This window comes from Halanaerobium saccharolyticum subsp. saccharolyticum DSM 6643 (assembly GCF_000350165.1).
Lineage (GTDB): Bacteria > Bacillota > Halanaerobiia > Halanaerobiales > Halanaerobiaceae > Halanaerobium > Halanaerobium saccharolyticum.
Genome location: NZ_CAUI01000023.1, coordinates 495,261 through 521,702, shown reverse-complemented (window position 1 = coordinate 521,702; position 26,442 = coordinate 495,261). Strand labels below are relative to the sequence as shown.

Below are 26,442 nucleotides of genomic sequence, written 5' to 3'. Positions count from 1 at the left end.
ATAATTTTTAAATAACGGGTGATAATGTTAATGATTAAAGCTGTAATTTTTGATATGGATGGAACTATTGTTGATTCAGAACCAATTTATGATCAAGTAAATGCTGAAATTTATGAAAAATATGGATTTGATTTAAGTCAGGAAGATTATGATCGTCATATGGGAGCAAATATGAGAGATATCTGGACTGATATTTTAGAACGTCATCCAGTTAAAGAAGAGTTTGCTCATTATAAGATTGAGGATTTTATGGAAGATCATATTCACAGTTCCTATCAGGGGCTGGCAGAAGCTGAAGAGCTAGAACTTATGCCGGGAGTTAAAGATTGGTTTGAGTTTTTAAAAGATCACGGTTATAAGATGATTATTGCTTCTTCTTCTTATGCGCCGATAATTGAACATGTTTATCAGCGTTTTGGTCTTGAGCAATATATGGAAGGTTATGTAGATGGGAATTCTATAGAAAATGGAAAACCTGCGCCTGATATTTTTCTAAAAGCGGCAGCGAAACTTGGAGTTAAGCCTGAAAACTGTCTAATTATTGAGGATTCGGAAAATGGTGTTAATGGAGCCCATCAGGCCGGGGCAAAGGTTATTGGTTTTAATAGAGCTCAGGCTGAGAGTCAGGATTTATCTAAGGCGGATTTAATTATTGAAGAATATAATCAAGAAAATCTGAATAAGGCTTTAGCTTGATTTTCACAAAGTAAGTTCTTATTTAAAATAAAAAAAGATGATTTATCTGAGGCAGTTCTTAATTGAACTGCCTTTTTTGAGTTTAATAGTTTATTATTTCCACATTGAAGTGGAAGTAATTATAAACTTTCTGCTATAGAATAGTAATCATAACAATGTTATACTTTTAACAGATGATAAAAATTATTTTTTCCTCATTACTTAATTAAGTTATTTTTTAAAAAGGAGAATTTAGCATGCTGGCACTTCCAAATAAAAGATGTGGAAAAATATTGTCCATCTTATTAAAAACTAATAATTCAATAACAATTAATGATTTAGCCTCACAATTTGATGTTTCTGCTCGAACAATAAGAAATGATTTAAAGCAATTAGAAATTTGGCTTCAAGAAAGATCTATAGAATTAGTTAAAAAGCCTGGAGTAGGAATCTGGTTGAACATTAAAGTTGAAAATAGAAAAACCTTACTTACAAAGATTTCGAAATTAGAAAAATATAAAGATTCTGTTTCACCTGAAAAAAGAAAAGAATTCATTTTAAAATATTTACTTTATCAGGATGAAAAATATACAATGCAGGATCTTGCAGATAAATTATTTGTAAGTCGTTCTACCATTTATAAAGATCTTGAACAAATTGAAAAATGGATAAAAAAATATAATCTTAGTTTAGAAAGAAGACAAAATTACGGGATTTATATTAAAGGAGCTGAAAAAAATTGGCGTAAAGCCGTGGCTGATTTATTAGTTAAATTGAAAAATAATCAAGAATTAAAAAATATGCTGGAAAATGAATTAGAGGATGAATCAAATAGCAAAAAAGATATTTATCATCAGCTAGAAGGATTATTTGGAGATGTTAATTTTGAAGAAGTTGAAAGAATTATTCAAGAAGTGGAAATAGAATCAGATTTTATATTTACAGATGAGGCTGTAACAGCATTAGTTGTTCATATTGCAATAGCTTTAGAAAGATTAGAAAAAAACAAAGATATAAATATGGAAGATGAACAATTAAGTGTTCTAGAAGGAAAAAAAGAGTTTGCTTTAGCCAGTAAAATAGCAGAGAAAATTAAATCTAAATTATCTTATCAACTTCCAAAAGCTGAGATAGGGTATATCTCTCTTCATATTTTAGGGTCTAAAATTCAGCAGCACTTAGATAGAAAAGATGTTAAAACTGTTATAGAAAATTCTGATTCTAAAACTGTAGAAATTGCTTTAAAAATAATCAAAATGACTTCTGAAATTTTAGCTTATAATTTTGAAGATGATGAAGAATTGCTTTTAGGTTTAATTTTGCATTTAAGAACATCTATCAATCGTTTGAAATATGGACTCAGCATTAGAAATCCAATTCTAAAACAAATTAAAGAAAATTATCCCAGCATTTTTGGAGCTGCTTGGAGCAGCAGTATCATTTTCCAAAAAGAACTTGGTTTAAAAGTAAATGAAGATGAAGTTGGTTTTCTCGCCCTACATCTGGGAGCAGCAGTAGAAAGAATCACTCAAAAGTGGAAGGTTATTATAGTTTGCAGCAGTGGAGTTGGGACTTCGCAACTTTTAGCAAGTAAGATAAATAAATACTTACCACAGTTGGAAATTGTAGATATACTTTCTACTCATGAATTATATAATAAAAAAACAGAAAATATTGATTTTATTATTTCTACTATTCCATTGTCTGGTATAAAAAAAGATGTAGTTAAGGTAAGTGCAATCTTAAATGAAGATGATCTAAAAAGAATTAAAAATAAAATTAATTATATAACTCAATTTGATAAAGATGAATTCAATAATATAATTTTTCCTGCAAGAGATCTTAAAAGTTTATTTGATCAAGACCTTGTTTTTGCCAATCTTGATTTAAAAACCCCTGAAGCAGTTATAAAATTCTTGGGTAGCAAATTAAAAGAAAGAGGCTATGCAGATCAAAAATTTATTGAAAAAGTCTTAAAAAGAGAAAAAATTACTGCGACTGAAGTAGGAAAAGAACTTGCAATCCCACATGCTAAGATAAAAGAAACCAAAAATAGAAAAGTTGCAGTTGCCGTTTTAAAAGAGCCTATAAAGTGGGGAGAAACGAAAGTTAAAGTTGTATTTTTGCTTGCTATAGATAATCAAATTGCAAAAAAATTCTTTAGTTATTTTTATGAGATTATGGAAAATGATTTATTTTTAAAACAAATAAAAAATTCAAAATCAAATTTTGAGATTATTTCTTTATTAACTCGAGGAGGGATTTAAAAGTGAATGAAATTATTAATATTAATTTAATTAGTTTAGATTTAAAAGCAAAAAATAAAGAAGAAGTTATTAAAAAAATGGCTAAAATGATAGAAGAAAATGGTAACTTAACTTCATCGGAAGAGTTTGTCAGGTCAGTATTGGCAAGAGAAGAGCAAACAAGTACGGGAGTGGGTAGAGAAATTTCTATTCCCCATGGTAAATCTGAGGGAGTAAAAAAGGCAGCAGTTGCATTTGCTCGTTTAGCTCAGCCGGTAGAATGGGAATCATTTGATGATAAAAAAGTTAAGCTTGTATTTCTGCTTGCGGTTCCAGAAAAAAGTGAGAGCAATCAGCATTTGAAAATATTATCAACTTTGTCTAGAAATTTATTAAATGAAGATTTCAAACGTGATTTACTTCAGGCTGAAAACAAAGAAATAATAAATTCAATAATTCAAAATATATTTGCATAGAAATTAAAAGAAAAAGGAGATGAATAAAATGAAAATAGTAGCAGTTACAGCATGTCCTACAGGAATAGCTCACACTTATTTGGCTGCTGAATCATTAGAAAAGAGCGCTAAAAAGAAAGGGGTTGAAATAAAGGTTGAAACTCAGGGCTCGATTGGTATTGAAAATGAGTTAACTAAAGAAGATATTGAAGCAGCAGTTGCAGTAATTATAGCGGCAGATGTCAATATTTCTAAGGCAGATCGTTTTAAAGGAAAACCTAAACTAAAGCTAGATGTTCAAAAAGCAATAAAACATTCCGATCAGATAATAAATAAAATAATTAGTAAATTTTCTGAATAGACAAAAGTATATTAATAAATAATTTTATTATATAATTTAATTCTAAACTACAAGGAGGAAATTTTATGAAATCCAAGTTGAAAGAAATTAGAGGTCATTTGATGACTGGTGTTAGTCACATGATACCTTTTGTTGTTGCAGGTGGTGTTTTAATTGCATTTTCAATTATGTTGAGTGGTGTAGAAGCGGGTAAAGGTGCAGATGTAACAAATCCTATTTTGCAAAATTTATTGTCTTTGGGTAGTGCATCTTTTACATTAATGGTTCCGATTTTGGCTGGATACATAGCATATTCAATTGCTGATAGGCCTGGTTTAGTTTCTGGTATGATTGGTGGTTATCTTGCAGGACAGATCGGAGCTGGGTTTTTAGGTGGTATTGTTGCAGGTCTTTTAGCTGGTTATATCTCTGCCTGGATTAAAAGTTGGTCTGTACCGGATGTTTTGAAACCAGTGATGCCTATATTTGTTATCCCACTGTTATCAACAATTATTGTGGGTTCTTTAATGCAGTATGTTATTGGGATACCAATCAGTAATATGATGGGTGGTCTCACAACCTGGTTAAGAGCTATGAGTGAAGGAAGTCAGATTGTTTTTGGAATTATTCTTGGTGCTATGATTGCTTTTGATATGGGAGGTCCGGTTAATAAAACAGCATTTTTATTTGGAGTTGGTTTAATCGAACAGGGAATATATACAGTTATGGGACCAATTGCGGTCGCTATATGTATTCCTCCTCTTGGAATGGCTTTGGCAACAATGCTAGCTCCTAATAAGTATAATAAAGAAGAAAAACAAGCTGGTAAGGGTGCTTTCTTTATGGGTTTAATTGGAATTACCGAAGGAGCTATTCCTTTTGCAGCAGCTGATCCACTTAAAGTTATACCCTCGATTGTTACAGGATCTGCAGTTGGTTCAGTTATTGCAATGTTGGCTGGAGTTGGAGATCCCGCCCCACATGGTGGACCAATAGTTTTACCAGTAGTTGACAATAGGATTATGTTTGTTGTTGCGGCTGTAGCGGGGACTTTAGTTACTGCTTTTATGGTCAACTTCTTAAAAAATACTGTGAGTGAAACTGAAGAAATTACTGAAAAAGAGGATGAAGATTTAGAACTAGAATTCGATATGAACTAATTAAATATAAATTTTAATAAAAAACAGTTCCCTTTTTATGATAGGTTTACCAGGGAGCTGTTTTTTTATGCGTATTTAAATATTCTTATTTTCTAATAATTTTGGTCTGTAGTTAATTATAATTATACCTAAAGAAACCATCAGCATCGCAGAAATAATAATTATATTTATTGATTCTTCTGGCAGTAAAATAGAAGAAAGAAAAACTCCACTAACTGGAACCATAAACTTATAGATTGTGACAAAACCTAAATTATTATATTTAATTAAGGTGTACCAGAGAGCAAAGGCAGCTGCTGAAATAAAAGCCAGATAGAACAATAAGCCTAAAGTAAAGGGGCTAAAACTTAATCTGTTAAAACCACTGCCGGTTGAGGATACAAAAAATAAGATTAAAGATCCCATAAACATTTGCCAGGCAGTTACTATTAAAGCATTTAAACTTCCGGTTAATTTTTTAGCTAAAAAACTGGCAGCTGCAGAAATTGCTGCTGAAATAATTAAAAAGCCTTCTCCAGTAAAAAGAAAAGCTGCATTTAGTTCTCCTCGATTTAAATTAACAACAACTACTCCCAAAAAACCGAGTATAATCCCTACACTTTTTTTGAAATTTAATTTGTCATTCTGATAAACAAAATGTGAAGCTATAACGGTCATAAAGATCCCGCTGGTGCTAATAATAGAACTTTTAACTCCTGTTGTATTTGCAAGGCCATTGTAGAAGAAAAAATACTGAAGGCTGGTCTGCATTAAACCTAAAATTAATAATGCTAAAAAATATTTCTTTATTTTAAACAATTCTTTTCTTTTTCCATTGAGCAAAATTATAGAAAATAGCATTAATGAGGCGATAAAAAATCTCAACGATGCAAAAATCATTCTATCATAGGCATTAACATTAAGCGGCATAATTTGGGCGTAACTTATTTTCAATGAGGGAAAAGCAGAACCCCAGAGTAAACAGGAGGTAATTGCTAAAGCTGCTACCTGCCAGCGGCCGGTGAAAATCTTTTTAATGTCCATATTTCATTTAACTCCTATTATGTTATTCTAGATTTTAGAAAAAGATCTTAGTAAACTATTACTGCAAGATTATATTTATTATATTAGATATAGAAATAATTTACAAGCTATCTATTTACTTTAAAAGAATTTGTTTAAAAATTATTATTAAGAAGCAGCTAAAAGATCTAAAAATATTAAGAGCCCTCTCCTAAAAGCTTTAAGTTTAGCTTTTAAGAAAGGGCCTTTATGAGGTATGAGGTGAAAGTTATTTGTTTAGGAATTTTTTGAAGTTATCAGTTTGATTATTGACTTCAGTTAAGTCTTGGTATTCTGTTTTAGAACCAAAAACAACTTTATCTTTGACCAGTAATAAATTCAAGCCTTCTTTTTCAGCAAATTTTCTTAAATCTGATTTAGTTTTTTCAATTACTAAAGGACGATAATTTTCTTTTAAAATTTCAATATTTTCTGCTGAATTTTCTCCAGCCTTCAGTTTGTTCTTTTTTGATATATATTTTTTGTTGAGTTCTTGAGTCTCCGGGTGGAAAGCCATTAACTCTTCCAAATTAATCATTGCAGCAGCTTGCTTAGAATTAAGGTCAGAACTATTTTCGCTATCAGCCGCAGTTTCTGTAATTTTCTTTTCGGTATTAACTTCTGTATTTTCTTCGCTTATTAATTCAGTGTTAATATCACTTTCAGTTTTTAATTCACTTTCATTGTATTCTTCAATATTATCAATTTTTGGATCTTTTATATCTTTTTTCTTTCTATTTTCAGTTATTTCAAATTTGTCAACCTGTTCTTTAACTTTTCTTTTATTTTGTGCGTAAATAACTCCGGTGAATATAATCAAGACTATCAAACCAAATGTAAATATCTTACTTCTATTTTTCATTATAATCATCCCTTCTTTTTTAATAATAATATTTAAATGAGTATCTTAATAATTTGAAGTACGTCTGAGTTGCTTTTTGTCTATCACCTCCCTGCAACTAATATAATAGCAGTAGAATTTAATGAAAGTATGAGCATAGTTTGAATTATTATTTAAAAGTAGAAAATTAATTAAGACTGCTTTGGATTGACGAAAATCAAAGAATAATATAGTATTATAGTAGAATGAATTTGAAATGGAGGGAAAAGTAGTTATGGGAAAACAGTCATTTTTTCTTTGTCTTTTATTAATATCTTTACTGATATTTAATTCATCAGCATTAGCAGCAGCTGAGGAAAAAATAGAATTAAACGATCAATCTATAAATTTAGAAAATGATGAACAAATTATGGAACTAAAAGAAGAGATAGAAAAAAAGAGAGAAATAGAAAAAGATATGATTATTGGCAGTACTGTTGTATTTTTAAATGGAGAAGAAGATCAGATAAGAAGCAGGGAAAGCAATTTAGGTAACTTAATTACTGATGCAATTGTGAATAAAGCCAAAGTTCATTTAGCAGTCATCAACAGCCGAACCATAAATTCTTCAATTAATAAAGGTTTAATCAATATTAGAAATATACGGGAAGTTCTTCCGGCTAAAGATGAAGTAATTATTAAGAAAATAAAGGGTTCAGAGTTACTTAAAGCTCTTAAACATGGGGTTTCTAAATATCCTGATACAGCCAGTTTTTTTCCTCAGTTAAGTGGAATTAAGCTTATATTTGCTGAAGTTCAGAATGGAGAAAATGAAATTTTAAGGGCTTCGATCAATTATGAGCAAATAAAAAAAAATAAAAACTATTTAATGGCAACGAATGATTTTCTGGCAGATGGTGGGGATGGGTATGAAGAATTTAAAGAGGCTGAAAAAATAGAAAATGCCGGCCGACTTGATCAAATTTTTATAGATTATCTGAAACAGCAGGAAATTATAGAAGAAATTCAGATGAACAGAATTATTCCTGTCAGGAAAAAGGATGGAAATTATGTTTATCAAGTTAAACAGGGAGACTATCTTTATTTAATTGCTCAAAAGTTTTCGACCACAGTTAAGGAAATTATGACAGCAAATGGACTAGAAAATAGAAGTTTAATTTTTCAGGGTCAAGAATTAATAATACCCCATCTAAGGTGAATGATATATGAAATTTAATTTAGAAAAAAACACTTTTTTTACAAAACTAATATTTAGATTTCTGGCAATCACAATGATAGTTATTTTGATTTTTGGGTTTTCAGTGATTACATATTTCAAAACATTTTTTATAGAGCAAAAAGAAAATCAAATAAATAAAAATAGTTCTGCAGTTATTGATTATCTTGCAGATTCTAAAGCAGAAGCTAATAAACAGGAGATTGTAAATTGGCTGAGTATAATAGGCGAGTTGAATGAAGGAAATGCTTGGTTAATTAATAAAGAGGGAGTTTTAGAATTCAGTTATCCTTATTCCTTTGATGAAGAGAGGACTTTTTCAGGTTATGAGACTATCTTTGAAGGAAATACAATTTCTAGAGAAGTTAATACTGATGATTTTGAGCTGACAATGCTCTTTGTAGGGATGCCTGTTAGGTATCAGGGTGAAGTTATTGCAGCTTTACTAGTTTTTACTCCAATAGAAGAAATCAATTCAATAATCAAACATATAGTTAGAATAATGGTTTATATTTCTTTAGCTGCTTTGATTTTTATACTTTTTATTTCCTATTATTTTTCTCGTTCGCTGGCAAATCCGCTGCAGAATATGGGATTTGTGGCTGCAAAGATAAGCCAGGGTGAGTATGGCAAAAAAGTAGAAATTGAAGAAAAAGGAGCAAGTAAGGAGATTAAAATTCTTTCTGATAGTATCAATTTGATGTCTGAGAAATTGAAAAAGACAATTAAAAGCCTGGCTGAAGAAAAAAATAAGCTTAAGTATGTATTGTCAGGGATGGAAGAAGGAATTATTGCAGTAAATAGCTCGGGCAAAATTATTCTGGCAAATCAGTCGGCTTCTAAATTATTTGACTTTAAGGCTGAGATAAGAGGTCAAGAGATTAGTGAGGTTAAATTAGATTCCAGAGTAGTTAATGTTTTTGAAGAAATCATAAAGAAAAAAGATTTTGAAAGTAAGCAGTTAGTTATTGAAAGAGAAGCTACAAATCAATATTATCTGGTGCATTTTACTGCAATTAAACTTGAAGATGAAAGCTTCTGGGGTGGAGTTGCAATCTTTCATGACATAAGTGAGCGATATCGTTTTGAACAGCTGCAGAGAGAATTTGTGGCTAATGTTTCACATGAGTTGAAAAGTCCGCTTTCTTCAATTAAGGGCTCGGTTGAAATTTTGCTGGATGGTATTATAAATGATGAAACAGAAAAAAGAGAGTACCTAAAAATGATTCTAAAGGAAAGTAATAGTTTATCTAAGCTGATAGATGAGACTTTAACTCTGGCAGAATTTGACGCCGGTGGAGTTGAATTGAATAAGGAAAAGATAAAGATTGAGGATCTTTTTGAAAACTTGAGGGTCTTTTTTAATAATATCAAAAAAGAGAAACAGAGCCTGGAGTTAGAGGTTGAGGATGATTTATCAGTCTCTGCTAATTGCGAAAAAATAAGGCAGGTTTTAATTAATCTTTTAAGTAATAGTGTCAAATATTCTGCTGCAGATGGACAGATTAAATTAAAAGCCGAAAGAGATGATAATCAAATTAAAATTTCGATTTTAGATAATGGAATTGGAATTCCAGAGTCTGAACAGAAAAATATTTGGGAGAGATTTTATAAAGTTGATAAGGCAAGAACTCCCGGTGAGCGAAGCAGCGGCTTAGGTCTGGCAATCGTAAAACAAATTGTAAATGAGCACCAGGGGGAAGTTTCTCTGGAAAGCAGTAAGGGAGAGGGCTCTATTTTCAGTTTCACTATTCCAGACTCTAACAAGTAATATAATTTTTAGTTTCATCATATTTTCATCACATAAATTTGATATGTTAAGGAAAGAGGTGATGGAGGCTTTATGACTATGCAAAGGATTTTAATCATAGATGATGATCAGCAGATTTGTAAGATTTTGCGGGATTACTTTAATCATGAAAATTTTGAGGTTTTTGAAGCCCACGATGGTAAAGAGGGTTTAAGAAAGATAAATGAATTAGCACCAGATGTTATTATTCTAGATTTAATGTTACCAGAAAAAAATGGGCTGGATATTTGCCGAGAATTAAAACCCAATAATGAGATACCGATAATTATTTTGAGTGCTAAAAATAGAGAAAATGATCGGATAAAAGGGCTGGAACTGGGAGCAGATGACTATGTTACCAAGCCATTTAGCCCCAAAGAAGTTGTACTTAGAACCAAAAATGTTTTACGCAGAATGACTAAGAATCAGGATCAGGAAAAATTGAAATTCCCCAATTTAGTTATTAATAAAAATCAAAGGCTGGTAAAAGTAAAAGGAGAAGAAATTGCTTTCGCTCCCAAAGAGTTTGATCTGCTGTGGCAGATGGCTTCCTCTCCCAAAACAGTTTTCAGCAGAGAAAAACTTTTAGAGCTGGTCTGGGAATATGATTATTATGGGGGAATTAGAACGGTAGATACTCATATTAAAGCTGTTAGAAATAAGTTAGGGGCAGAAGTAGGAGAATATATTCAGACAGTCTGGGGAATTGGTTATAAGTTTGTTGCAAAATAGATTATTAAAGCTGCTTGTAAGTCAGAAGTAGCTTTAATTTTATATTAATTAGAAAATTTTGTAAATAATACTTAAAATTTCTATTAAAAAGTGTTATAATAAGTCTAAAGTAAATATTTTATATTCAACCCTGTTTAACTGACTTGAGAAGGGAGTCCAGATGAATAAAGTTGAGCCGATCAGAGATAAAAGTAAAATTGCTGAGCTGAAGGAGATTCTTATGCAGCAGAGCTACCGCAATTATATACTATTTGTGCTGGGGATTAATACCGGCCTCAGGATCAGTGATATGCTGAAGCTTAAGGTCAAAAATGTGCGGGATAAAACTCATATTGTCCTGAAGGAGCAGAAGACATCCAAAAATAAGCGCTTTTTGATCAACTCCAACCTGCGGCGGGAGCTCAAAGACTATATTAAGGGTATGGAAGCAGAAGAACATCTATTTCAGAGCCGGATTGGGACAAATAAACCTTTAACACGTTTTCAGGCGTACAGGATTTTTAGTGAAGCAGGCCGTAAAGCAGGGCTGGAAAGCATTGCCTGCCACAGCACCAGAAAAACTTTTGGGTACTGGCACTACAAAAAGAATAAGGATGTGGCTCTTCTACAGAAATTATTTAACCATTCTTCTCCCAGTATTACCTTAGATTATATCGGGATCACCCAGGATATAATGGATGAGTCGATAGAGAAGTTTTCGCTTTAAATTTAAAGAACTATTGTAAAAAAGATAAACATGTAATACAATAGTATTACGGAGGTGGGTCTGATGATTAGTGTAAGACTTCCAGAAGATTTGGAAAAAAAGTTAAATCAATTAGCAGAGTCCGAAAATGTCACCAAGACTTATCTGGTTAAAGAGGCCTTAAATAAATACATTGCCGAAAAAGAAACGAAAAAGGATTCCTATCAACTGGGTCAAGACCTATTTGGAAAACATGGAAGTAATAAAGGCGAGCTTTCAACAACTTACAAGAAGAGAGTGAGTGATAAGATTCATGAAAAATACTCTGGTTGATGCTGGCCCATTGATTGCTCTTTTTGATAAAGATGATATTTATCATAAGCAAATGTTAGAATTTTTAAAGTCATATAATTGTCATTTATATACAACCTGGCCGGTAATAACTGAAACTCTTTATGTGCTCAGTTTTTCAACAGAAGTACAACTTGATTTTTTAAGCTGGCTGGACCGAGGTGGTTTAAGAGTTTTGAACTTTGATCAAAATATTTTAAAGCGAGTAATAGATTTAACTAAAAAATATAATGATTTAGCTGCTGATTTTGCTGATGCTTCGCTGGTAGCGGTGGCAGAAAGAGAAGATATTAAAGATATTGTTTCTATTGACTCTGATTTTAATCTTTATCAAACAAAAAAGGGTACTTTTTTAAATAATATTTTCATCAGCAGTTAAATTAAGATTATAATCAGCTTTAAATAAAGAGGGTGTGAATTATGCTATCCGGAAATGCTAAAGTAAATAAAAAAGAAATTGAAAATAAAATCAGAGATTATTTTACTAAGCGAAATGATATTTCAGCTGTCTATATTTTTGGTTCTTTTAATACTGAAAGATTTAGTCAAAATAGTGACCTGGATCTGGCTGTGATTTATTCAGAAGGATTGGATAAATTTAAAAGATTTGATTTAAAATTAGAACTAATGGCCGCACTGGAGAAATTAATTGAGATAGAAGTTGATATTGTTGATTTTGAAAATGTTGATTTAAAATTTAAACATCAGATTCTGGACGGAAAATTAATTTACTGCAGTGATCAGAGCCGCAGAGTTGAGCTGGAAAAGAGAGCAATTTTAAATTATATAGATATGCGTAAATTTTATAAAATTTATGATCAGCACCTGGGAAAGAGGTTTTAGCTATGGTAGATGCAGAAGTAGTCAGAAATAAACTTGAACACCTGGAAGAATATATCAATGATCTGGAGGAATACCAGGATTTAAGCCTCGAAAGATTAGCTGGGGATAAAGTTCTATTTCGTTATTTAGAAAGAACAATTCATTTAGCAGTAGATAGTGTCCTGAACATTGGCAGTCATATTATAAGTGATGAGCGGCTCGGCAATCCGAAAGTTAACAGTGAGATTATAGAGATTCTAGCTGAAAATCATATTATTAAAGAAAATGTTGAGAGCTATATTAAAATGGCTAAATTCAGAAATGTAATTGTTCATGATTATGCAGAAATAGATCCAGAGATTTTACTGATGATCATTAAAGAAAATGTAATTGACTTAAAAGTTATTTTCAGGTGGTATATGGAATATATTGATTAAAGCCTTCAATCCAGGACGGTGAGATCATGGAAAAGTTAAAGAGAAAGCTTAAGCCTGAGCTTAAAGAAAATATAGCTGATTTTTTAAAAAAAGAAGCAAATGTTAAGCTGGCCTATATTTTTGGCTCTTATGGTACGAAGTATCAAAATACCTATAGTGATCTGGATTTAGCTGTATTTTTTGATGATCCACCAGATATGTCCAAGCAGATGGAGCTGGCAGCACGCCTGGAATTGAAGTTAGGAAAATATGATATTGATTTAATCAACTTAAATAATGTTGAACTGGCTTTTAAGTATGAAGTAGTTAGAAGTGGAAAGTTAATTTACAGCAGAGATGAAATTGAGACTGCTGAGTTTAAAGAAGAGATTTTAAAATATGGTCCTGAGGCTGAAGAAATTAAATATAAATTTCAGCAGGAGTATATTACAGGAATAAAGGAGAAAAGAACAGATACAAATCATAAACGGATAGCAGAAAAGCTAAAATTCATCAGAGCTAATCTAAAAAAATTGAAAGAACTGGTTGAACTTGAAAAGAAAGATTTTTTGAGAGATTACAGGAACTATGATACTGCTAAATATAATCTACTGGCAGCAGTAGAAGCCATGTTAGATATAGCAGCCCATATTATTTATCGAGAAGGATATACAAGTCCTAATACAAGTGCTGATTCTTTTAGAATACTTGCTGCTGAGGGGATTATCCAGGAAAATTTACTGTTAAAGTTTGTTAAAATGACTAAATTCAGAAATAGGATTGTCCATCTCTATGATCAAATTGATGAGGAATATATTTATCAAATAATAAATAATAATTTGGAAGATATAGAAAGTTATGTTGATTTAATTGTCAATAGATATTTCTAATTTGCTTCTAATATTCTTTTAAAGTATTTTTAATCCAGAGCTGCTATTATATAATTAAGCTAAAAGAAATACAGTTTATCCCCTTTTTGAAGCTGCTGCAGAGAGCAGCTATAACATAGATTTAAAGTACTAGATACTTTTCTCCTTGTTTTTACCGTCCTTTTCCCGGGACGGTTTTTTATTTATAAACATCTTTTTAAGTGGTATAATACTTATATACGTTAAATAATACTTATAGTATTTATTTTAAACCTTAAAAGGGGGTCAAAATGGATCAGAAAACACTATCTCAAAAGCTTTACTTTATGGAAGGAATGTCAGTCGATAAGATTTCCAGTATGCTGGATTTAAGAAAATCAGAAGTAGAGGATTATATTAAGCAGCAGGTTAATTTTCAGATTAAAAATGGCCAGGGTAGCTATGAGTTTAGATTATTGAGAGAAGGAGCAGGTTCAAAATACAGTGGTGGAAATTATATAGAATTTTTCAATTCTGCTTCTGGTCAGTGGACTGCTATGCATGATTTTGATCAATATTTTAGAATAAATGGATTGGTTGATCTGCCAGATATGAGGGTTTTCTTAGAATATTTTTTTGGAACAGCAAAAAAAAGTAGCGATTACAAAAATACTTTTATTTTTGACTTTGAACTCAAGCCTAAAGAGATGGATGAAGTATTTCTGCTTTCAATCTATGATGTTAAAGGTGGGTTAAATTTTAATTTTTTTAATGATCAAACTAAAGATAATCCAGCAGAATTATCAGAGTTTGAGATTGAAACCATTGAGTTTTTCTTTATAGCCTTAATTAAAAATGCTGCTAATTTTGTTAGAGAAAATGAACTTCAGATTAAAGACTTTTACGATGCAATTTACGATCCACCATGTATTTATGGATATCAGAACAATGAAGCCTTTTTTAAAAGTTTTGATAATAGGGATGATTTTAATCTTGAGCGCCGAGAATTAGAAAAAGAGATGAACAAAGAAATAGAAATTATAGGTGAGCCAAATATTCCAGCAGCTCAAATGATTGTTCAGGCCAATCAGGAAGTTCAAAACTATGAACTGACAAAATTGTATGAGAAAGTCTATATTAACATTGGAGATGTCATACTAGATAATAGATTTATCCTCAAAAAATATCCTGAGATCTATAAAGTTCTGCATGACTTGAAAAAATACTGCCTTTTGGTTAATTTACTTTTAGATTCAGATAAAGATTTAGCTGAACAGAGGGTTAACAGATATTTTAAAGCAGAAACTGTCGAAACAATTTCGGATGAAGTGATCATTTTGCTGGCTGAAGCAACTAAAGATTTTTTAGAGTCCAACTATTCTTCGGCAGCTCTTGCTTATATTTTCTCCAACTATAGAGCGGAGGTCAAAGAGCTGTTGGAAACAGACGACTATCAGGATATTAAAAAGATTAATGATGCTGTGATTGATGAAAGAATCTATCCTGAATTTTTTGGCTACAAAGTAGTCGGTTTCTGGGAGAAATTAACAAATTAACTTTTAATCTCAACCTCAGCCAAATCTCTTTTTTTAAGATCAAAATTTATTGAAATATAAGTAGAGTCCTTTTCAGTTTCAGATTCTGCTTTAAGCTGATTAAATATTTCTTCCTTCTGCCCATAGTGAAAAGAAAGCAGAAAATGATTATCCTCCGTTTTAACTCTAAATTCTACTGTTTCTTTATTGTTTAATACTTCAGAAGATACTTTTAGATAAAGACTGCTTAGAGCTTTTGCAATTAAATAGAAAATTTGCTGGTAGAATTCTTTAACTGAATCTGACTGATTAATTGCTATTTTTTTAAGATCATCAATTATTGAATTGAGATATTTTCTAAACTGCTGTTCATCATTTTTAACAAGAGAGTTTCTTAAATAATAAATATCTACACGATTAATTTTGTCGTTAGTCAGAAAATCCAGCAGATTAATTAAAAAATTGCTTTCCACCTCAAAGTTCGGGAAACCCAATTTTACTAAACCATAAGCTGAAATTTCCTTAATTGTTAAATATCCGGTCTGATACATAAAAGAAATAAGTGTTAACTCTTTGATGCTGGCCGGATTTAGTTTGCTTTTTTCCACTTTTAAATCTTCGAACTTTGTAATATTAAAATCTTCTCTCTGAATAAGATGGAACAATAATTTTGGTGAGCCGCTGTTAAACCAGTGGTTATCAAAAGAACCAAAATCTAAAACTCTTGCTGCTGCAAAAGGATTATAGACCTTAATATCTTTTTCCGTAAAGCGGTAACCCAGGTAATGCTCGTTAAAAGCTTTTTTTACTTCTTTTGTAGTAAGTTCATATTTGGCTTTAAGTTTGGAGAAATAAGGAGTTAAATACTGATCTAATTCTGATTCGGTAAATCCAGGCAGCTCTGCAAATTCAGAATTCTGATCCAGTTCAACTAAGTTAATTGAATCCGGAAAAATTGAACTGCTGCCAAATTTAATAATACCTGTCAGATAGACTTTTTCCAGATGATCTGCAAGCTCTTCTAAAATCTGATAAAATGACTTAAGTGCTTTTTGAAACCTCTCATATTTCCCAAAATCAAACTGATAGCTGTGAGAATCGATTAGACTTGCAAATACAGGCTTATCATATTCATCAATTAGAATCACAACTTTTTTATCAAATTTTTGATATAATTTTAGGATTAAATTTTTTAACATCCTGGGAGCTGTATTGGCTTCAAGTTTCAGATCATATTCTCTTACGACTCTCTCCAGGGCATAACCCAGCGATTTATCCAGACTTTCTGTGCTTTCTGCAACAACCGCACAATAATCAAGGTGAATAACCGGATATTCTTCCCACTGCCAGTCCTGATTATAGATATCTAAGCCGGCAAAAAGCTCTTTTTCTCCTTGATAAAAACTCTTTAGGGTGTTAACAAATAATGACTTACCAAAACGCCGGGGGCGGTTGAGCAGAAAAAACTTTTCCTCACTGTTTGCGATTTTGTAGACGAATTCTGTTTTGTCGATATATAGAGAATTGTTTTCTATAATTGATTTAAAATGGGCCTGACTAGTTACTAAATCCTGCATTTTTTAACCCCCTACTTTATGTTTGTGCTGTAGTAATAATGAAATTATATATTAATGATAATTTTTGGTCAAGGTAACTTTTGTTAAGTTTTCATCAAGTTAAGATGTCCAATAATGATCTTTGAAACTGGCTCAAATTCAATTTTTTTATTTATAATCTTCATAGTAGGTGATATAATATAATCAGATTTAAGTTTTTACTATAAGGAGATATCAATTATGAATCTTTCACAGGATGAGAAAGAAAAGATCAAAGACATATTAAATAAACACAATATCAAGAAAGCTGGAATATTTGGTTCCTATGCTCGCGGTGAAGCTGTTAATGGGAAAAGTGATCTTGATTTAATTGTAGAACTTTCTCAAAATAATTTGTTTGAATTAACCGCTGTAAAATTAGATATTGAAGAAGCTCTGGGTTTATCAGTTGATATTATTACGTATAGTGGGTTGAAAAAATTTGCAAAAAAAGAAGATTTCAAAAAAGAAGTTATTAGAGATCAGGAGTCGTTAATATGGAAGAAAAAATAACTGATATTTTAAATATACTAAACAGCAAAGATAGCCCTTCTCAGCGGGAAATAGCAAAAGAGGCCGGTATTTCTTTAGGTCTGGTTAATACCCTGCTTAAAAAGTGTGCTAAAAAGGGTCTGATTAAAATTGAAAGGCTTAATTCCCGGAATATTAAATACATCTTAACCCCGGCTGGTATTAAAGAAAAAACCAAAAAGACTATTACATATGTTAAAAAATCTTATCAGGCAATTAAAAAAATTGAGGCTGAGGTGCTAAAATTGGCAGCCCGGGCTGAAAAAGAGGATAAAGATCTCTATCTCTACAGTGATGAAGAGGAAGATGAGATCCTGGATCTGGTTTCTTTAGTCTTGAGGGAAAACAATTTGGAGTTTGAAGTATTTACTGCAGAGGAAGAACTGGCCCGGATAAATAAAGAGGAGAGTCTGCTTCTGCACTGGAATCCGGATTTAAAGGTGGAGCACCTGGAGCCGGTAAATATCTTTATTTAATTTCTGTTCTTTAACTCTTTTTCATGTTGCTTTTTTAATTCAGCTAAATATTCTTCTACAATATGGGAAATAGACTGATTAGTTTCTTTTGAAAAATTATGAGCAAAATCTATAAGATCGTCATTAATACTTATAGTGAGTTTCTTTTTCATTAGTATCACCTCTTCACTTATATAATTATATCGCGGCATGTGTTGCTAAACAACGGCAGTAATTAAGCTTTTTGCTTGGCTTTCGAATAATATAAATGCTATAATATGATCGAGGTGATCGACTATGAAAACTGTAAAACTGAGAAAAGTTGGTGACAGCTACGTTTTTACTATTCCAAAAGAGCTTAAAGAAAAATATAATCTTAAAGAAGATGAAGAACTTTATATTATTGAAAGCGAAGATGGTTTTACAGTAACTACTTTTAATCCTGAAACTGAAGAATGGGCTAAAGCTTTTGATAAAACAAACCAGAAATATAATAATACTTTTGAGGAATTAGCCAAAAGTTTAGATAGTTTTTCTGATGACTTTTTAGAAAATAGAAATCAACCAGAACTACAAAATCGAGAGGAACTATAATTATGAGTCTATGTTTTATACTAATATAGATCTGCTATTTTTTATAATGCATCTAGAATTTTAACTTGTTCTTGTTTCCGCTTGCTGGAATCATTGATATAGTAAAATTTAAGGTATATAATTATTAGATACGGTAGTTTCCCGAAAGTAACGGAAAACTTAAAAACAGAGAATATTGCTTAAGTGCATGGTTGACCTACGCAAATGACGGGGTCGTAAAAAATAATATCATTTTATAAACTAAAACAAAGAAATTAGTTTCCCGAGAGTATCGGAAAACTTTAAAAGAAAGAATACTACTCAATTGTATTCCTCCATTAAGGAGGATTTTTTTTAGGAGTTGAATTATATGTTTCTGGCATCAATCTCGGATGTCAAAATGGATATAAGCATAGATTTGCCACTAATATTGATAGGATTTATTTAACAATTAATGCTTAACTTGACTGTTTACGTTTTATATATTTAGTAATAATATCGATTGCTTCCTCGCTTGATATTTCTCCCTTTAAATATTTTTCTCCGATGATTATACTAAGTTCATCCACTTCAATATTTTCTACAGCCAGTGATGCCCTGACATTTTCTATTGCCTCTTTAATTTCTTTGCTGCTCATTCTTTTCATTGAGATTATCCTTTCTTTATTAATCATATTTAGAATGATATAATATCAGTATAATAGCTTTGGCTTAAAAGATCCATTAAAAGGGGAAATGATTATGAGTATCAAAAAAGAAATTGAGTTGCCCGAAGAAATACTTTTGAGTTTACGCCTGGATGAACTGAAAAAAGATTTGGGGAATGCGTAGGAGAGGAGTTTTTGATGAAAATTAATTCAGTTATAGAACCTAATTATTCTTCTAATAAACTTAAAGAATTTGAAGAAAAGTATGGATTCAGTTCTAAATATTTTTATTCTAATTATAAACAAGATAAAAATATTATTGATGATGAATATGAAGCAGCAGAGTGGGCTTTTGAATATGAAGTTAATCAAAAATCTAAAAAATCAAGTAGATTTGAGAGTGATGATGAATGAAAGATTTAAATAAAATTGTGGCTCATAACATAAAAAATAAATTAGATGAAATTAAAATGTCACGGGCTGATTTTGCTACCAAATTAGGAACTTCGCTTCAGGGGATAAACGAAATTATTAATTACAGAAGAGATATTACCGAATTTGGCCGAGAAAGCCTCGCTTATGTCAATGGGCGGGGATGAATCGGCTAATTTATAGTTAAAAAACTTTATATTTGTTGAACGTTTGTTCTTTTGGTGGTATAATATACTTAGTAATAAAATTTTTTGCATTGTTTTAAAATATCATTGATATTTAATAATTAATGAAAAAGGTGTTTGATATGCAATTAACATATGTGCTGGAGTTATTAAAACCAACTAAAAGAAAAGAAAATATATTCTTAGATAACATTGCAGAAGTAGTTGAAAATCGTCAGGCTGTCGCTGCCAAACTTAAAGCAGGAGAAACTAATTTGAGTTCTGCTGACTTTAAAGAAATAAAGCTACCTGCCGCTGTTAAAAATCAGAATATTAGGGAAGTTAAAGCTCTCTATAAACTATTCTTAAAATCTGGTTCTGATAAAGATAATATAGAATTTAAGGATAACCAGCCTATTTGCTATAATAATCAAAATTATAAAATTGATCATCATATAATTTCAATTCCTCTTTATACTACTAAGTGTCAGAGATTTGCCTTCCCTGTTAAGCAGACTGAAAGATTTGAAAAACTGCAGCAGCATATCGATAGTGACTGCAAATTGGGTAAAGCCAGTCTCTTCTACAAAAGAGGCAAGTGGTATTTTGCTGTAACAATTAAAATTGCAGCTAAAAAAACCAATAATTCTAATCTAATGGGAATTGATATAGGACTTCGCCAATTAGCGGTTGCCAGTGTTAAAACTCATAAAGGCAAAGAAATTCATCGCCAATTCCACAATGGTAAACAGGCAGGTTTTATCCGCAAAAAGTATCGTATGTTAAGAAGAAAACTGGGTAAATCTAAAAAAGTTAAAGCTATTAAAAATATTAATGACAAAGAGCAGAGATGGATGACTGATTTAAACCATAAAATTAGTCGCCAGCTTATTAATCTTGCTGTGCAGGAGCAAGTTGGGACTATAATTATGGAGGATCTAGAAAATATCCGAAATACTGCTAAGAGTCTTAATCGAGCAGATAGAAACATTCACAGCTGGACTTTCTATCAACTTCAACAATTTATTGAATACAAAGCTGAATTAGCTGGGATCAAGGTAGAATACATTAACCCTAAATATACCTCCCAGGGTTGTTCTAAATGTACTAAAATTAAGAAGTCTAATCGTAAAGCTAACTTATACTCTTGCGAGTGTGGTAATCATATCCACGCTGATTTAAATGCAAGTAGAAACATTGCTAATAAATATTTAGAACAACAATCTGCTTAGAGGGTAATAGTCTAAGTGCCTGAGTGCCTAAATTAGTAAGAATAATACTAGGATTATACTATTGAAATGTATAGTCGGCTATCTCAGGAGGGCTGATGGCACAGCCTGAAGTCTGCGTCGCACTTGCCTACCAGAAATGGACTGGCATTTAATCAGTAGACAACCTCGTGACGGCCTCGATGGCCTAATATCGAAACTATCATTTCGTAATACAAAAGAGAGTTTCGGTGAAAGTTCCTTTTAGGAATCCTCGTTTGTGAGTGTTAACGAACGGGCGGGGAGGATGTCAATTTAACAGAAATTAAGGAAATAGCTGAAATATTAAGCTTAGATATCAATGAATTTTTAAAAGAAGATGAAATAGCAGCGAAAGATCCTGTATCTGCTTTCAGAAGCAGTGTTAAGAGTAGTGAAGCATTAGAAGGATTAAGAATTGCAAAAAAAGCTATGGATTTAATAATATTTCATCGTGATATTCAGAAAGAATTCAACAATATACTAAATGAATAGATGAATGAAAAGAAAGAGCAGAAAAGTCTGCTCTTTAGTTTAAATATTCTTCTAAATCCTCAAGTGATTTAATAGTTAACAGATTATCTCTAATTATTTTTAAAGTTCCAATCTCATTATTATATAGGGATTTTTCTAATTCTTTAGGAAATGAATCAATATCTAATTTTTTTACTGTCAAGTGTACTATCGTTTCTATAAGTTCTTCTTTTCTACCTTCTTTAATCCCTTTTTTAATTCCATCTAATTTACCTTCTTCACGCAACTTATTAGCTGTAGACATAAAAGTCTCACTCCTTTCGGGGATGATTAAATTAACTTTATTATGCATGACATCAAAATCATAATCCTTAATTTCAAGTATATATTTCATTCCTGTTGTAAAATATTCTAAAATAGACTCAGCATCATTCAATTTTTTGATCAGCTCTAATATGTCAGCGAATATTTTAGCGTAATCATCATCAATAAAACTGGTGTGTAGAATTTTCAAAACTATTTGTAACTATATACTTCCTATAATCTCCAGATCACTATACTTAGAAAAGTCAAAAAGTAAATATTCAAAGTCTGGAATAAATTTTTTTGTATTTGCTTGAATATTAAACCTGGAGCTGAATCTCTTATCTATATTATACCTCTTTCCGCCATGGTGAATCAAGAGGGGGAGGATAACTGGCAGTTTGCCAGAATTTTTTTGTTTTAAATATAGATTCCAGATTTTAGTCATATATTTCAGTAGTTGAAGCGAAACTTTTTTATCTGGGTAACTTTTGTGTTCGAAAAGACAGTAAATAAAAGCGTCATGGTCATTTAATTTAACCCGGTATACAACATCAGAAAAGAATTCTTTTAAGTCTTCGTCAACAAAAGAGTCTTTAGTAATTTCTAAGTCATCAGTATTAAAAAGTTCTAAAAGGTCCTGGGGAAAATAGTTTTTGATAAATGATTCCGCCACTTCTTTTTTACTAAACATTTCTTTAAAAAACTTATCATGGGGAGTTGCCATTTTATTAACCTCTTTCTCTTAGAATTTTATCTTTAAAAAGATAAGACCTGAGGACTAACCTTTAAGTATATTATATCACAAAACGAACTTATGTTCAATCAAATTAAAGCTAATTTAACAAAAAAATAGAGAAATATCAATTGATTTTAAAGCAAGATTTTATAAAAAAATGTTAAAATATTGAATAGTTTTTTATCAAATTAAAAACTTGTTTTATTTGATTAATGGTGCTAAAATAGAAATAGGAGGTCGATAATATGACTGCTCAAGAAATTATTGAATTTTTACAAATAAAGAGAAGTATTTTAAATAGATTTGGAGTTAAAAATATTGCTTTATTTGGTTCATATGTTAGTGGTCAGGCCAATAATAATAGTGATATTGATCTTCTTGTTGAATTTAAAGAAGGCGAGAAGACCTTTGATAATTATATGGACCTAAAATTTTATCTTGAAGATAATCTAAATAAAGATGTAGATCTTGTGATTAAAGATGCCTTAAAAGAAGAGTTAAAGGAAGATATTCTAGGAAGTGCTAAATATGCGCTGGCCTGAGGTATATTTAAGGGACATTTTAAGTTCTATAAATAAAGTTCAGAATTATTCAGAAAATATGTCTTATAAAGAATTTAAAGAAAAAGATATGGTTCAAGATGCTATTGTTAGAAATCTTGAAATTATAGGGGAAGCTGTTAAAAATATACCTGCTGATATTCGCGAGGAATATCCTGATTTAGAATGGAGAAAAATTGCTGGCCTCAGAGATATATTAATACATGACTATTTTGGAGTTGACTTAGAAATAGTTTGGAATGTAATTGAAAATAAAATACCACAACTTAAAATAGTGATAGAAGATATATTAAGTCATATTTAATTATTCCAGGCATGTTGTCTGGTTATTTTTTTGCCTATAAACCAAAATTTTAGCAGATATAATATTTTTTATATTGATTTAACTAAAAATATCACTTTTTACTATCGGAAATAAAATCAGGTGTTCAGAAAGAAGAGGTTTATCAAATCACCGCGTGCATTTAATGATAAAATTTATCTTAATTCGACAAAAAAACAGAGAAATATTAATTGATTTTAAGGCAAGAGTGTATTATAATAAAAGTTGTTAAGAAATTGAACACGTTAGAAAAGATTAAAAATAGTTTATTGAGCGTCTGCGCATTAAATCTATATATTAATTGAAATAAATAAAGAAAAAGTGCAAAAATGACAACCGATGTCACAAAGAATATTAACTGAAAAGTTTTGCTTTGTCATTCGACAAAATTAGATACTCTAATTATTTGATGTATCTTAAATAATGTTATAAAATATAATTTGTGAGCGACATAGGAGTATTATTCAATATATGACATCCGATGTCACGAATAAAATCTTAACTCAGGTACGTTGACAACTGAATATGTATGAAAATCTTTGGAACCGGGGTTTTCATATGAGTAAAATGAACTGAGTTAGAGGTTTAAAAAACTATGATATAAGGTCAAGGGTCAGGTTATTTTTTTAGCAATACACTTTGATTTCAACAAAGTGGACATAGTGTTGAATAGGGGTAGAGAAAAAAATATAGATAAAGAATATACAGTTTTTTGTATATGAACTTAAGGGATTGAGTTTATATGTAAAAAACTATTTTTTTATGTGTAGAGAATTTTATCATTTTTTTGGCATCATAGAAAGGATTTTTATGCTAACAAGAGGCAAAATGATTGGAGAAATAATAGATTCTCTAAGTCAATTAAGATTATCAATTACTCCTAGAAACAAATTAGGATATACTAACTTAAATATTTATTGTGAAGATTTCTTTAAAGAAATAATAAATATCATTGAAGAAATTAATTTAATTAACTTAAACCAAGAAAAACCAAATTATCCAGGTATAGATTTAGGAGATAAAAATGCAAGAGTTGCATATCAAATTACTACAGATAAATCCACTTCCAAAGTTAAAGAAACTTTAACTAATATTTCATCAAAAGATAAAGAATTATATGATGATTTTTATATATTTATAATTGGTGAAAAACAGGGACAATATACATTAAAAAATAAATATTTAGAAATTGCTAATGAAATTAACTTTGACAAAAAGGATAATATAATAGATTTGAATTATATTTATAAAAAAACTACTAGTTTATCATTAGATAATTTGGAAAAAGTATATACCTTAATAAAAAGAGATTTGATGAGAGTTCAAGCAGAATTAGAGATTCCAGATGTAAATAATAATTATGAAAATGAAATCTTTAAATATTTAGAAAAGCGAACTTATTCTAAACCTAAAAATTCAATTAAGTTATTTAACTTTTTAATGGGGGACTTCCCTAAGAAAGGCCATTATTGGCCTGGTATAGAAGACTTCTTAGATGAAGTAGAATTTCATAAAGATATGATTAAATTTTATAATAAACTAAAAAGCTTACCACGTATTACGAGAGAATTTTACTCTGTTCTACTTAAAGAGAGTACAAGTAGTGCTGATGACAGTTATTATAAAATAAATTATGCTAAGATCAAAAGGTTTTTCAGTTTATCTCAAAATATTATTAATGAGGAACTTAATTTATTAGAAGAGGAAAGATTAATTTATTTTGAAGAAATTAACTACTCTTATTATATTTGTTTTGATGGAATAATGGAAAAAGAATATTTTTATCATTATCTTAAAAAATTTTTAGAAAAAAATGATGTTAGGTTTAAAATTGTTTTTGTTAATCTAGATTTTAATCAATTCGCAAAAAAGCTAACTGCAAGAAAAGATGCTGGACTTACAAATTGATATTTTGGAGTGATTTAATTGAGTAAAAAAACTGATAAATTACGAAAAGAAATACTTGAAAAAGTAAAAGAATTGCATAGAGAAGAACAAAAAGAAGAAAGTTTTGAATTGGGTAAAGATACTATACCTTTTGCAGCTAGAGTTTTTGATGAAAAAGAAAAAGTATCTTTAGTTGATTCCAGTCTTGATTTTTGGCTAACGACTGGAAGATATGCTGAAGAATTTGAAGCAGAATTTGCAGATTTTATGGATCAGCGATATTGTTCTCTGGTTAATTCTGGTTCCTCTGCTAATTTAGTTGCTTTATCAGCCTTAACTTCAGATAAATTAGAAGAAAGAAAATTAAAAGCTGGTGATGAAGTAATCACTGTTGCTGCTGGTTTTCCAACAACAGTTAATCCAATTGTTCAAAATAAGTTTGTTCCTGTATTTGTAGATGTAGAACTTGGTACCTATAATATAAAAGTTTCAGAATTAGAAAAAGCACTGTCTGATAAGACTAAGGCTATTATGCTCGCTCATACTCTGGGTAATCCATTTAATTTAAAAGCTGTAACAGAATTTGCTGAAGAACATAACTTATATTTAATTGAAGATTGCTGTGACGCAGTTGGAACTACTTATGATGGTAAAATGGTCGGAAATTTTGGCGATTTTGCTACTGTTAGTTTTTATCCTGCTCACCATATGACAATGGGAGAAGGTGGAGCAGTTTTAACTAATAACCCTGTATATAAGAAGCTAGCAGTTTCTTTTAGAGACTGGGGTCGAGATTGCTACTGTGAACCAGGTGCGAATAATACCTGTGGCCGAAGATTTTCTATGCAGTTTGGAGATCTTCCATATGGCTATGATCATAAATATGTTTACAGTCATGTGGGTTATAATTTGAAAGTTACTGATATGCAGGCAGCAGTTGGAGTAGAACAGTTAAAAAAGCTTCCTGATTTTATAAAAGCAAGAAAAGAAAATTTCGAAAAGCTATATAAAGGTATTAAGGAATTTGAGGAATATTTAATCTTACCTGAAGCAGAAGAAAATTCTGATCCTTCCTGGTTTGCTTTTCCATTATCAGTTAAAGAAAATGATGAATTCACAAAAAATGAACTTGTTAATTACTTAGAGGAACACAAGGTAATGACTAGACAATTATTTGCAGGCAACTTAACCAGACAACCCGCCTATCAAAATGTTGAATACAGAGTTGTTGGGGATCTTGCAAATACTGATTATATAATGAATAATACTTTCTTTATAGGAGTTTATCCTGGGCTTGATGATCAGAAGATTGAATACATTATTCAGCAGTTTGCTGATTTCTTTGATGAAAGGTTATAAAA

At 30.7% G+C, this 26,442-nt stretch carries 32 protein-coding genes; 25 read left to right on the top strand and 7 right to left on the bottom strand.

Annotated elements, in window-relative coordinates; all coding sequences use genetic code 11:
* Positions 1 to 30: 30 nt before the first annotated feature.
* The 5 genes from HSACCH_RS12605 (at position 31) to HSACCH_RS12585 (ending at position 4,876) form a co-directional block, all read left to right on the top strand.
* Positions 31 to 696 (top strand): HAD family hydrolase, encoded by a 666-nt coding sequence (locus tag HSACCH_RS12605; protein WP_005490312.1) that lies wholly within the window; start codon positions 31 to 33, stop codon positions 694 to 696.
* 236 nt (positions 697 to 932) lie between these two features.
* The gene (locus tag HSACCH_RS12600; RefSeq protein WP_005490310.1) at positions 933 to 2,942 is read left to right on the top strand and encodes a BglG family transcription antiterminator; all 2,010 of its coding nucleotides are present in this window, start codon (positions 933 to 935) and stop codon (positions 2,940 to 2,942) included.
* A gap of 2 nt (positions 2,943 to 2,944) precedes the next feature.
* A complete protein-coding gene (locus HSACCH_RS12595) occupies positions 2,945 to 3,397 on the top strand; it encodes a PTS sugar transporter subunit IIA (protein WP_005490308.1) in 453 nt (150 codons plus the stop codon).
* Positions 3,398 to 3,425: 28 nt separating this feature from the next.
* Positions 3,426 to 3,737, top strand: coding sequence for a PTS fructose-like transporter subunit IIB (locus HSACCH_RS12590; protein WP_005490306.1), 312 nt, complete (start codon positions 3,426 to 3,428; stop codon positions 3,735 to 3,737).
* A gap of 65 nt (positions 3,738 to 3,802) precedes the next feature.
* Complete coding sequence (locus HSACCH_RS12585) at positions 3,803 to 4,876, top strand: PTS fructose transporter subunit EIIC (protein WP_005490304.1); 1,074 nt, start codon at positions 3,803 to 3,805, stop codon at positions 4,874 to 4,876.
* A 75-nt stretch (positions 4,877 to 4,951) separates the two neighbouring features.
* Here HSACCH_RS12585 and HSACCH_RS12580 read toward each other — a convergent pair whose 3' ends face one another.
* Together HSACCH_RS12580 and HSACCH_RS12575 are read right to left on the bottom strand one after the other, a co-directional pair.
* Positions 4,952 to 5,899 carry a DMT family transporter gene (locus HSACCH_RS12580; RefSeq protein WP_005490303.1) on the bottom strand — a complete coding sequence of 316 codons (948 nt, stop codon included), beginning with the start codon at positions 5,897 to 5,899 and terminating at the stop codon, positions 4,952 to 4,954.
* Between the two features lie 247 nt (positions 5,900 to 6,146).
* The gene (locus HSACCH_RS12575) at positions 6,147 to 6,779 is read right to left on the bottom strand and encodes a hypothetical protein (RefSeq protein WP_005490302.1); all 633 of its coding nucleotides are present in this window, start codon (positions 6,777 to 6,779) and stop codon (positions 6,147 to 6,149) included.
* A gap of 253 nt (positions 6,780 to 7,032) precedes the next feature.
* On the opposite strand from HSACCH_RS12575, the gene HSACCH_RS12570 reads away from it, so the two are divergent.
* From HSACCH_RS12570 to HSACCH_RS12525, 10 genes are all read left to right on the top strand, one after another.
* The gene (locus HSACCH_RS12570) at positions 7,033 to 7,956 is read left to right on the top strand and encodes a 5'-nucleotidase C-terminal domain-containing protein (protein WP_005490301.1); all 924 of its coding nucleotides are present in this window, start codon (positions 7,033 to 7,035) and stop codon (positions 7,954 to 7,956) included.
* 7 nt (positions 7,957 to 7,963) lie between these two features.
* Positions 7,964 to 9,745 carry an ATP-binding protein gene (locus HSACCH_RS12565; RefSeq protein WP_005490300.1) on the top strand — a complete coding sequence of 594 codons (1,782 nt, stop codon included), beginning with the start codon at positions 7,964 to 7,966 and terminating at the stop codon, positions 9,743 to 9,745.
* 72 nt (positions 9,746 to 9,817) lie between these two features.
* The gene (locus HSACCH_RS12560; protein WP_040477506.1) at positions 9,818 to 10,495 is read left to right on the top strand and encodes a response regulator transcription factor; all 678 of its coding nucleotides are present in this window, start codon (positions 9,818 to 9,820) and stop codon (positions 10,493 to 10,495) included.
* A gap of 160 nt (positions 10,496 to 10,655) precedes the next feature.
* Complete coding sequence (locus HSACCH_RS12555; RefSeq protein ID WP_005490297.1) at positions 10,656 to 11,201, top strand: site-specific integrase; 546 nt, start codon at positions 10,656 to 10,658, stop codon at positions 11,199 to 11,201.
* Positions 11,202 to 11,264: 63 nt separating this feature from the next.
* Positions 11,265 to 11,513, top strand: a complete 249-nt coding sequence (locus HSACCH_RS12550) for a ribbon-helix-helix protein, CopG family (RefSeq protein ID WP_005490296.1) — start codon at positions 11,265 to 11,267, stop codon at positions 11,511 to 11,513.
* The gene (locus HSACCH_RS12545; protein WP_005490295.1) at positions 11,494 to 11,910 is read left to right on the top strand and encodes a type II toxin-antitoxin system VapC family toxin; all 417 of its coding nucleotides are present in this window, start codon (positions 11,494 to 11,496) and stop codon (positions 11,908 to 11,910) included. The genes HSACCH_RS12550 and HSACCH_RS12545 overlap by 20 nt, the downstream gene beginning before the upstream one ends.
* Before the next feature lie 41 nt (positions 11,911 to 11,951).
* Positions 11,952 to 12,374, top strand: coding sequence for a type VII toxin-antitoxin system MntA family adenylyltransferase antitoxin (gene mntA / locus HSACCH_RS12540; RefSeq protein ID WP_005490294.1), 423 nt, complete (start codon positions 11,952 to 11,954; stop codon positions 12,372 to 12,374).
* A gap of 2 nt (positions 12,375 to 12,376) precedes the next feature.
* Positions 12,377 to 12,790, top strand: coding sequence for a type VII toxin-antitoxin system HepT family RNase toxin (gene hepT / locus HSACCH_RS12535; RefSeq protein WP_005490293.1), 414 nt, complete (start codon positions 12,377 to 12,379; stop codon positions 12,788 to 12,790).
* 26 nt (positions 12,791 to 12,816) lie between these two features.
* Positions 12,817 to 13,659: a type VII toxin-antitoxin system HepT family RNase toxin gene (gene hepT, locus HSACCH_RS13635; protein ID WP_005490292.1), complete on the top strand. Its 843-nt coding sequence runs from the start codon at positions 12,817 to 12,819 to the stop codon at positions 13,657 to 13,659.
* Positions 13,660 to 13,928: 269 nt separating this feature from the next.
* Complete coding sequence (locus tag HSACCH_RS12525) at positions 13,929 to 15,173, top strand: hypothetical protein (RefSeq protein ID WP_005490291.1); 1,245 nt, start codon at positions 13,929 to 13,931, stop codon at positions 15,171 to 15,173.
* Here the strand turns inward: HSACCH_RS12525 and HSACCH_RS12520 are convergent.
* Positions 15,170 to 16,729, bottom strand: a complete 1,560-nt coding sequence (locus HSACCH_RS12520) for an AAA family ATPase (protein ID WP_005490289.1) — start codon at positions 16,727 to 16,729, stop codon at positions 15,170 to 15,172. The two genes, HSACCH_RS12525 and HSACCH_RS12520, sit on opposite strands and share 4 nt — an antisense overlap.
* A gap of 219 nt (positions 16,730 to 16,948) precedes the next feature.
* On the opposite strand from HSACCH_RS12520, the gene HSACCH_RS12515 reads away from it, so the two are divergent.
* Positions 16,949 to 17,260, top strand: a complete 312-nt coding sequence (locus tag HSACCH_RS12515; RefSeq protein ID WP_005490288.1) for a nucleotidyltransferase family protein — start codon at positions 16,949 to 16,951, stop codon at positions 17,258 to 17,260.
* Positions 17,245 to 17,754: a winged helix-turn-helix transcriptional regulator gene (locus HSACCH_RS12510; protein ID WP_005490286.1), complete on the top strand. Its 510-nt coding sequence runs from the start codon at positions 17,245 to 17,247 to the stop codon at positions 17,752 to 17,754. The genes HSACCH_RS12515 and HSACCH_RS12510 overlap by 16 nt, the downstream gene beginning before the upstream one ends.
* Here HSACCH_RS12510 and HSACCH_RS13960 read toward each other — a convergent pair.
* Positions 17,751 to 17,906 carry a DUF6364 family protein gene (locus tag HSACCH_RS13960; RefSeq protein WP_005490285.1) on the bottom strand — a complete coding sequence of 52 codons (156 nt, stop codon included), beginning with the start codon at positions 17,904 to 17,906 and terminating at the stop codon, positions 17,751 to 17,753. The genes HSACCH_RS12510 and HSACCH_RS13960 overlap by 4 nt on opposite strands.
* Before the next feature lie 124 nt (positions 17,907 to 18,030).
* Between HSACCH_RS13960 and HSACCH_RS12505 the strand changes: the two genes are divergently transcribed.
* Positions 18,031 to 18,327, top strand: a complete 297-nt coding sequence (locus tag HSACCH_RS12505; protein WP_005490284.1) for an AbrB/MazE/SpoVT family DNA-binding domain-containing protein — start codon at positions 18,031 to 18,033, stop codon at positions 18,325 to 18,327.
* 437 nt (positions 18,328 to 18,764) lie between these two features.
* Here the strand turns inward: HSACCH_RS12505 and HSACCH_RS12500 are convergent, their stop codons facing one another.
* Entirely contained in the window at positions 18,765 to 18,980 is a 216-nt protein-coding gene (locus tag HSACCH_RS12500; RefSeq protein ID WP_152416047.1) for an antitoxin VbhA family protein, read from the bottom strand.
* Between the two features lie 171 nt (positions 18,981 to 19,151).
* Between HSACCH_RS12500 and HSACCH_RS12495 the strand changes: the two genes are divergently transcribed.
* The 3 genes from HSACCH_RS12495 (at position 19,152) to HSACCH_RS12485 (ending at position 20,781) form a co-directional block, all read left to right on the top strand.
* A complete protein-coding gene (locus HSACCH_RS12495) occupies positions 19,152 to 19,367 on the top strand; it encodes a hypothetical protein (protein ID WP_005490282.1) in 216 nt (71 codons plus the stop codon).
* Positions 19,364 to 19,552: a helix-turn-helix domain-containing protein gene (locus tag HSACCH_RS12490; RefSeq protein WP_005490281.1), complete on the top strand. Its 189-nt coding sequence runs from the start codon at positions 19,364 to 19,366 to the stop codon at positions 19,550 to 19,552. Before HSACCH_RS12495 ends, HSACCH_RS12490 begins: the two co-directional genes overlap by 4 nt.
* A 140-nt stretch (positions 19,553 to 19,692) precedes the next feature.
* Positions 19,693 to 20,781, top strand: a complete 1,089-nt coding sequence (locus tag HSACCH_RS12485) for an RNA-guided endonuclease InsQ/TnpB family protein (RefSeq protein ID WP_005490279.1) — start codon at positions 19,693 to 19,695, stop codon at positions 20,779 to 20,781.
* 544 nt (positions 20,782 to 21,325) lie between these two features.
* On the opposite strand, the gene HSACCH_RS12480 is transcribed toward HSACCH_RS12485, so the two are convergent.
* Positions 21,326 to 21,784 carry an RpnC/YadD family protein gene (locus HSACCH_RS12480; protein ID WP_152416046.1) on the bottom strand — a complete coding sequence of 153 codons (459 nt, stop codon included), beginning with the start codon at positions 21,782 to 21,784 and terminating at the stop codon, positions 21,326 to 21,328.
* A 12-nt stretch (positions 21,785 to 21,796) separates the two neighbouring features.
* Entirely contained in the window at positions 21,797 to 22,300 is a 504-nt protein-coding gene (locus tag HSACCH_RS12475; RefSeq protein ID WP_005490276.1) for an Rpn family recombination-promoting nuclease/putative transposase, read from the bottom strand.
* Positions 22,301 to 22,557: 257 nt separating this feature from the next.
* On the opposite strand from HSACCH_RS12475, the gene HSACCH_RS12470 reads away from it, so the two are divergent.
* From HSACCH_RS12470 to rfbH, 4 genes are all read left to right on the top strand, one after another.
* On the top strand, positions 22,558 to 22,854 hold the full coding sequence (locus HSACCH_RS12470; protein ID WP_005490275.1) for a nucleotidyltransferase family protein: 297 nt from the start codon (positions 22,558 to 22,560) through the stop codon (positions 22,852 to 22,854).
* Positions 22,841 to 23,176 (top strand): HepT-like ribonuclease domain-containing protein, encoded by a 336-nt coding sequence (locus HSACCH_RS12465; RefSeq protein ID WP_005490274.1) that lies wholly within the window; start codon positions 22,841 to 22,843, stop codon positions 23,174 to 23,176. The genes HSACCH_RS12470 and HSACCH_RS12465 overlap by 14 nt, the downstream gene beginning before the upstream one ends.
* A gap of 828 nt (positions 23,177 to 24,004) precedes the next feature.
* Entirely contained in the window at positions 24,005 to 25,102 is a 1,098-nt protein-coding gene (locus HSACCH_RS12460; RefSeq protein ID WP_160162759.1) for an SMEK domain-containing protein, read from the top strand.
* An 18-nt stretch (positions 25,103 to 25,120) separates the two neighbouring features.
* On the top strand, positions 25,121 to 26,440 hold the full coding sequence (gene rfbH / locus HSACCH_RS12455; protein ID WP_005490271.1) for a lipopolysaccharide biosynthesis protein RfbH: 1,320 nt from the start codon (positions 25,121 to 25,123) through the stop codon (positions 26,438 to 26,440).
* Positions 26,441 to 26,442: the final 2 nt, after the last annotated feature.

Excerpts from the sequence above, each read along its gene's own strand:
- HSACCH_RS12605 (WP_005490312.1), top strand. The coding sequence starts at position 31 with ATGATTAAAGCTGTAATTTTTGATATGGATGGAACTATTGTTGATTCA.
- HSACCH_RS12600 (WP_005490310.1), top strand. The coding sequence starts at position 933 with ATGCTGGCACTTCCAAATAAAAGATGTGGAAAAATATTGTCCATCTTA.
- HSACCH_RS12590 (WP_005490306.1), top strand. The coding sequence starts at position 3,426 with ATGAAAATAGTAGCAGTTACAGCATGTCCTACAGGAATAGCTCACACT.
- HSACCH_RS12585 (WP_005490304.1), top strand. The coding sequence starts at position 3,803 with ATGAAATCCAAGTTGAAAGAAATTAGAGGTCATTTGATGACTGGTGTT.
- HSACCH_RS12580 (WP_005490303.1), bottom strand. The coding sequence starts at position 5,899 with ATGGACATTAAAAAGATTTTCACCGGCCGCTGGCAGGTAGCAGCTTTA.
- HSACCH_RS12575 (WP_005490302.1), bottom strand. The coding sequence starts at position 6,779 with ATGAAAAATAGAAGTAAGATATTTACATTTGGTTTGATAGTCTTGATT.
- HSACCH_RS12570 (WP_005490301.1), top strand. The coding sequence starts at position 7,033 with ATGGGAAAACAGTCATTTTTTCTTTGTCTTTTATTAATATCTTTACTG.
- HSACCH_RS12565 (WP_005490300.1), top strand. The coding sequence starts at position 7,964 with ATGAAATTTAATTTAGAAAAAAACACTTTTTTTACAAAACTAATATTT.
- HSACCH_RS12560 (WP_040477506.1), top strand. The coding sequence starts at position 9,818 with ATGACTATGCAAAGGATTTTAATCATAGATGATGATCAGCAGATTTGT.
- HSACCH_RS12555 (WP_005490297.1), top strand. The coding sequence starts at position 10,656 with ATGAATAAAGTTGAGCCGATCAGAGATAAAAGTAAAATTGCTGAGCTG.
- HSACCH_RS12550 (WP_005490296.1), top strand. The coding sequence starts at position 11,265 with ATGATTAGTGTAAGACTTCCAGAAGATTTGGAAAAAAAGTTAAATCAA.
- HSACCH_RS12545 (WP_005490295.1), top strand. The coding sequence starts at position 11,494 with ATGAAAAATACTCTGGTTGATGCTGGCCCATTGATTGCTCTTTTTGAT.
- mntA (WP_005490294.1), top strand. The coding sequence starts at position 11,952 with ATGCTATCCGGAAATGCTAAAGTAAATAAAAAAGAAATTGAAAATAAA.
- hepT (WP_005490293.1), top strand. The coding sequence starts at position 12,377 with ATGGTAGATGCAGAAGTAGTCAGAAATAAACTTGAACACCTGGAAGAA.
- hepT (WP_005490292.1), top strand. The coding sequence starts at position 12,817 with ATGGAAAAGTTAAAGAGAAAGCTTAAGCCTGAGCTTAAAGAAAATATA.
- HSACCH_RS12525 (WP_005490291.1), top strand. The coding sequence starts at position 13,929 with ATGGATCAGAAAACACTATCTCAAAAGCTTTACTTTATGGAAGGAATG.
- HSACCH_RS12520 (WP_005490289.1), bottom strand. The coding sequence starts at position 16,729 with ATGCAGGATTTAGTAACTAGTCAGGCCCATTTTAAATCAATTATAGAA.
- HSACCH_RS12515 (WP_005490288.1), top strand. The coding sequence starts at position 16,949 with ATGAATCTTTCACAGGATGAGAAAGAAAAGATCAAAGACATATTAAAT.
- HSACCH_RS12510 (WP_005490286.1), top strand. The coding sequence starts at position 17,245 with ATGGAAGAAAAAATAACTGATATTTTAAATATACTAAACAGCAAAGAT.
- HSACCH_RS13960 (WP_005490285.1), bottom strand. The coding sequence starts at position 17,906 with ATGAAAAAGAAACTCACTATAAGTATTAATGACGATCTTATAGATTTT.
- HSACCH_RS12505 (WP_005490284.1), top strand. The coding sequence starts at position 18,031 with ATGAAAACTGTAAAACTGAGAAAAGTTGGTGACAGCTACGTTTTTACT.
- HSACCH_RS12500 (WP_152416047.1), bottom strand. The coding sequence starts at position 18,980 with ATGATTAATAAAGAAAGGATAATCTCAATGAAAAGAATGAGCAGCAAA.
- HSACCH_RS12495 (WP_005490282.1), top strand. The coding sequence starts at position 19,152 with ATGAAAATTAATTCAGTTATAGAACCTAATTATTCTTCTAATAAACTT.
- HSACCH_RS12490 (WP_005490281.1), top strand. The coding sequence starts at position 19,364 with ATGAAAGATTTAAATAAAATTGTGGCTCATAACATAAAAAATAAATTA.
- HSACCH_RS12485 (WP_005490279.1), top strand. The coding sequence starts at position 19,693 with ATGCAATTAACATATGTGCTGGAGTTATTAAAACCAACTAAAAGAAAA.
- HSACCH_RS12475 (WP_005490276.1), bottom strand. The coding sequence starts at position 22,300 with ATGGCAACTCCCCATGATAAGTTTTTTAAAGAAATGTTTAGTAAAAAA.
- HSACCH_RS12470 (WP_005490275.1), top strand. The coding sequence starts at position 22,558 with ATGACTGCTCAAGAAATTATTGAATTTTTACAAATAAAGAGAAGTATT.
- HSACCH_RS12465 (WP_005490274.1), top strand. The coding sequence starts at position 22,841 with ATGCGCTGGCCTGAGGTATATTTAAGGGACATTTTAAGTTCTATAAAT.
- HSACCH_RS12460 (WP_160162759.1), top strand. The coding sequence starts at position 24,005 with ATGCTAACAAGAGGCAAAATGATTGGAGAAATAATAGATTCTCTAAGT.